The sequence below is a fragment of the Geomonas azotofigens genome (assembly GCF_018919395.1).
GTDB classification, from domain to species: Bacteria; Desulfobacterota; Desulfuromonadia; order Geobacterales; family Geobacteraceae; genus Geomonas; species Geomonas azotofigens.
This window is the reverse complement of sequence record NZ_JAHLME010000016.1, coordinates 1-4,530: the sequence shown is the minus strand read 5'-3', so window position 1 is coordinate 4,530 and position 4,530 is coordinate 1. Positions and strand designations below refer to the sequence as shown.

The window sequence follows — 4,530 nt, the reverse complement described above, 5'->3', positions numbered from 1 at the left end:
CAGGTCGGCGGGGTGTAGGTGCCGCGGCCGTTGCTGTGGCAGTAGACGTTGGAGCACTGGTTCAACGCGAAGGTGCCGCCGGTGGCGAACTTCACCTCGATGGCGCGGTGGCCGGCCGAAGTGGCGTGGCTGAACGGCTTGGCCTGTACCGAGTGGTCGGTGTGGCACTGTACGCAGGAGCCGACGCCGGTGCCGTAGTAGCTGGCGTGCTTGGTCCCCGCGGTCGGGTGGTTGCCGGTGGAAGGCGCGACGCTGTGGCAGGCGGAGCAGCCGCCCGGCACGGTGAGGGCTGCGCTACCCCAGGCCGGGGTCGCACGCAGGGTGCCCTTGCCGTCGCTGTGGCAGGCTGCGGTGGAGCAGGTCCCCATCGGGTTCGGCGGAACCGAGGTCTGGTTCACGAAGCCGGCCGCGATCTTCCTGGAGTAGCCGATGCCGTCGGAGAGCTCGATGGTCTTGTTGCGGTGACCCATCGGGTAGCTGCTTACCGCGGTGCCGTGGCACGTGACGCAGGAGCTGACCGCCGAGGTGGCGTGACCTGCGTGGTTACCCGGCACTGCGCCGGTGTTGGGATCTTTCTTGCTCGTTGCCGAGTCCAGCGGCGGCATCGTGTGGCAGAAAGAACAGTCATAGTTGTACTGCGACGCGGCCTGTGCCTTGCTCGCGGTCAACTGCACCAGTGTCAGCACAAGCAATGCCAACACGAACAAACATCGACCTCCATACTTTGATACCATCTCTTCCTCCTCTTTCGGTGTCTGACGCAATGTCAGACTTTATCCAAGCTGAATCGGCGATCGATTCAGTTACTTGAGATTTTGTTCCAATCCGCGCTAGCGCTCGGTGCTCCACCGTGCCGAGGGGCTCATGTGGCAGGCGATGTTGAAGCAGCTGCCGGTCCTGTTGGCGCCCGGCACGCTGGTCAGGCTCGCGCCGGTGTAGATGGTGAAGCTGTTGGCAAAGCGCAGGCTGTTGTCCACCAGCACCGTCACGTTTTCTACGTGGTCCTTGATGGGCGTCACCATCTTGTGGTACGGCGTGAGACCGGTCGCGCCGCCGTTATGGCACGCCGTGCAGTTGGTCCACCCCTCCTCCGCCTTGGCGAACGGCGAGATGTGCGCCGCCACCAGGTGCGCGCCGCCGCCACCCGAGTAATCCTCGAAGCGCGCGTTGGCCCAGTTCGCGTAGCCGCCGAAGCCGGTCGCCGTGTTCTTGGGAGCCGGCGGGTAGCCGTGGCAGGAGTCGCAGCCACCGCCGATCGGCTTGAAGGCGCCGCCCGAGCTGGTGTGGGTGTGGCAGTCCAGGCACCCCGAGGTGAAGTGGCTGCTCTCCGGCACCCCGGCGCGGTAGTAGTTGGTCTTGGTGTGGCAGACCTGGCACAGGCCGCGGTTGGTGGTGGTCTCCACCAGCGTGTTGACCCGGTCCGTGTAGGCGATGGTGAAGCCCCTGATCTCGCTGCGGATCATGGAGAGGTTCGTCGTGCCGTGCGTGTCGTGGCACTCGCGGCAGTCCACCGGTGCCCCTTCCTTGGTGCGGTGCGTGCTGATGTTCAGGAAGCGCGCGGAGACCACGGTCGGGTTACTGTGGCAGGAGGCGCACAGCGTGTTGTCGTTGTTCATGCGCAGGCGCTTGGAGTCGCCCAGCGTCCCGGTGATATGGGTCGCGTTCGGATCGTGGCATACCGAGCACTGGTTGCTCGCCGAGAAGCGGCCGTGGCCCTTGAGGCCGAAGTACGCCTTGTAGGGGGCCTGGGTACCGTTGGGGAGCGTGGACGGGTTCGCCGCGTGGCAGACCGTGCACTCGATGCGGGTGGTGGTCTTCCAATCCACGAACTGCCCGGCGTGGCAACCAAGGCACAGGGAGCCGTCGCCGCTCTTAAGATCCGGGGAGCCGTTGTTGTGGGTCGCGGTGGTTCCCACGTGGCACGCCTGGCAGGCGGTGTACTCGCTGCCGAGGTAGGCCCCCGGGCCGTAGACCGCGGTGATGTGGGTGCCGTGCTGGTTGGTCGCCATCGGGCTCGGGGTCGAGGCCGAACCGCCGTGGCAGCTGATGCAGAGGTTACGCGCCTTGTAGGCCACCACCGAGTCCGCCACCGCCTGGGTGATGAGACCCGCGTCGCGCAGCGTCGGCACCGCCAGCGTGGTCACCGAGTCGTCGATGACGCCGTTGTCCAGGATGTCGATGGAGTCCATGGCCAGCTGCTTCGCGTAGCGCGGGTTGTGCCCGAAGGAGCCGAGCTCGCGCACCAAAAGGGCGTAGTTGAAGGCCGCTCCCATCACGTTGGCGCCCGCCTGGCCGTAGCCCCAGTTGCGCTCGTTGAAGTGCGGCGCCTTGTCCGTGTAGATGAAGCCCTTGGCGGCCAGCTGCGCCCGCAGCACTTCCAGGAGGCTCGTGAAGGAGTCGCGCGCCAGCTGGCGCTGCTCTTCCTGCATGTTGTTGCCGTGGCAGGAGGTGCACAGCGTGCTCACGCCGCTTCTGAAGGAGTGGCCGTAGGTGCCGTTTCGGTGGCACATGACGCAGGGGCCCTTGCCGGTGGTGACGCCGAGGTTACTGTGGGTGGCGCCAAGGTCGTAGTCGCGCCCCGGGAAGTGGTAGCCGCCCTTGGCGTACATGGTGGCCCCGGAAACCGCGTAGTGCGGCGGGATGAAGGCGAGGTTCCCGAAGTCGGCGTTGGCCTGCAGCTTCGCCGTGATCACCTGGCCGGTGTTGGTGCCGCTGTGGCAGGTCATGCACAGGTTCGACTCGCCCACCGGCGGGTTCACGTAGGCGGGCTCGTTGGCGAACGGCTTGGACGGCTGCATGGTGCGCAGCGCGCCGGCGGTGATGTCCACGTGGCAGGCGCGGCAGGTCAGCATCTCCTTGGTCTTGTCCGCGGAGTCGCCCCAGGCCGTGGTCACCTTGGCGGTGGAGTAGGCCACGAAGCCGGTGGTCGTGTGGCACTGCACGCAGCCGTTCATGGTCTTGAAGTCGTAGGAGGACCATGCCGGAGCGCTCCCCTTGGCGTGGCCGGAGGTGTACCACGCCTGGCGGATCGCCTGGTTGGTCACCGACGAGTAGTGGCAGTCGGTGCAGGCCGAGCGCGAGGTGACGTAGGTCGCCGGGTAGGCGCCGGTGGTCATGTTGCCGTAGTGCAGCGTCTCCAGGTCACCCTGCACCGCCGCGAAGCTCGAGTGCGGGTTGTGGCAGGAGATACACATGACGTTCCTGCCGATCTCGACCGTGTGGTTCGGGACGATGCCCAGGCCGTTGTAGTGGCACCCCTGGCAGACACCCGGGTCCGCCTCCGGAAGGTGCGGCCCCTGCTTGTGGCAGGAGGTACAGGTGACGCCGACCGTCTTGTGCATGGAGCGGTCGTAGCCCGAGAAGATCGAATCGCTGTGGCAGGCCTCGCAGTAGTACCCCCCCACCGGCCCCGCGCTGGGGAGCTGGTTCACGAAGGTGCTGGAGTTGACGCTCGAGGTGTTGACCGGGGTCGGCATCGCCCCGGTGGTGTGGCAGGAAACGCAGGAGACGCCCAGCTCCTTGTGGTTCGAGGAGGACCACAGGGTGAACGCCAGCGGGGTCGGGTAGACCCCCGAGGCGGAGTGGCAGCCGTTGCAGTCGGTTCTCATGGAGCTGATCAGCGACTCGACCACCCTCACCTGCACGGTGGAGGTCGCCACCGCCACGCCGCTTAAGTACTGGGTGAGCCGGAACACGTAGGTGCCAAGCTGCATCGGCACGAAGCTCGGGTTGAGCGTGTTGATGTCCTGCAGGGTGACCACCGGGCCGCTATCCTGGCTCCAGGTGAAGGTGCCGCTCCCCTGCATGGAGCCCCTCAGGGTCGCCTTGGTGATGATCATGCCGGTCTGGTCCTCGCCGGCGTTGACGCCGACCGTGGCGAAGGAGGCCGAGACGCCGGTCGGGGCGGTCACGTTGCTGACGGTGATGGTGACCGGGCTCGTGTAGGGGTAGCTGACCGCGCCGCCGGAAGCGTTGGTGACCGTGCCGCCGGTGACGCCGGTCAAGACCGCGCCGGTGCTCGGGCTCGCGGTGAACACGGCGGTGCCGCCGTAGGCCACCTGGGTGCTGGCCGGGGTGATGATGCCCGGGCCGTAGACGACGCCGGTGACGGTGTACTTCTGCGCGGTGAAGCCCGCCACCAGGGACTGCGTCGAGCCGTCAACCTTTTTGAAGGTGGTGGAGTAGTGAGTCGTGTAGTTGCCGATCACCTGGGCCACGCCGGTCTTGGTCAGGCTGGTGATCTTGTAGCCGGGGTTGGCGGTCACCTTCACCGGAACCGGGTCGGCCGTGGTGAAGTTGCTGTAGATGACCGTGCCGGCCACTGTCTGGACGGGGTTGTTGCGGACCTGCAGGCTGCCGCCGGCGCTGTTCAGCTTCGTTTGCAGCTGAAACGATGTCGCTGCCCATGACCAGAGCGCTCCCGATATGATGGCCGTAGCAGCCAGAACAGCCAGTGTTTTTTTCAGCATAGCCTTCCCCTGTCCCTGATCCTCACGTGCGGTAATGGACGATGTAGAGGTACGAAATAGT

General features: G+C 66.1%; 2 protein-coding genes. Both read right to left on the bottom strand.

Annotated features, from left to right (window positions below):
- Positions 1-701 (bottom strand): CxxxxCH/CxxCH domain c-type cytochrome (locus tag KOL99_RS21520; RefSeq protein WP_328760933.1); only part of this gene is annotated, 701 nt, incomplete at its 3' end.
- Positions 702-830: 129 nt separating this feature from the next.
- The gene (locus KOL99_RS21515; RefSeq protein WP_216512501.1) at positions 831-4,469 is read right to left on the bottom strand and encodes a cytochrome c3 family protein; all 3,639 of its coding nucleotides are present in this window, start codon (positions 4,467-4,469) and stop codon (positions 831-833) included.
- Between the last annotated feature and the right edge of the window lie 61 nt (positions 4,470-4,530).

Coding starts and splice junctions, on each gene's coding strand:
- KOL99_RS21515 (WP_216512501.1), bottom strand. CDS start 4,469: ATGCTGAAAAAAACACTGGCTGTTCTGGCTGCTACGGCCATCATATCG.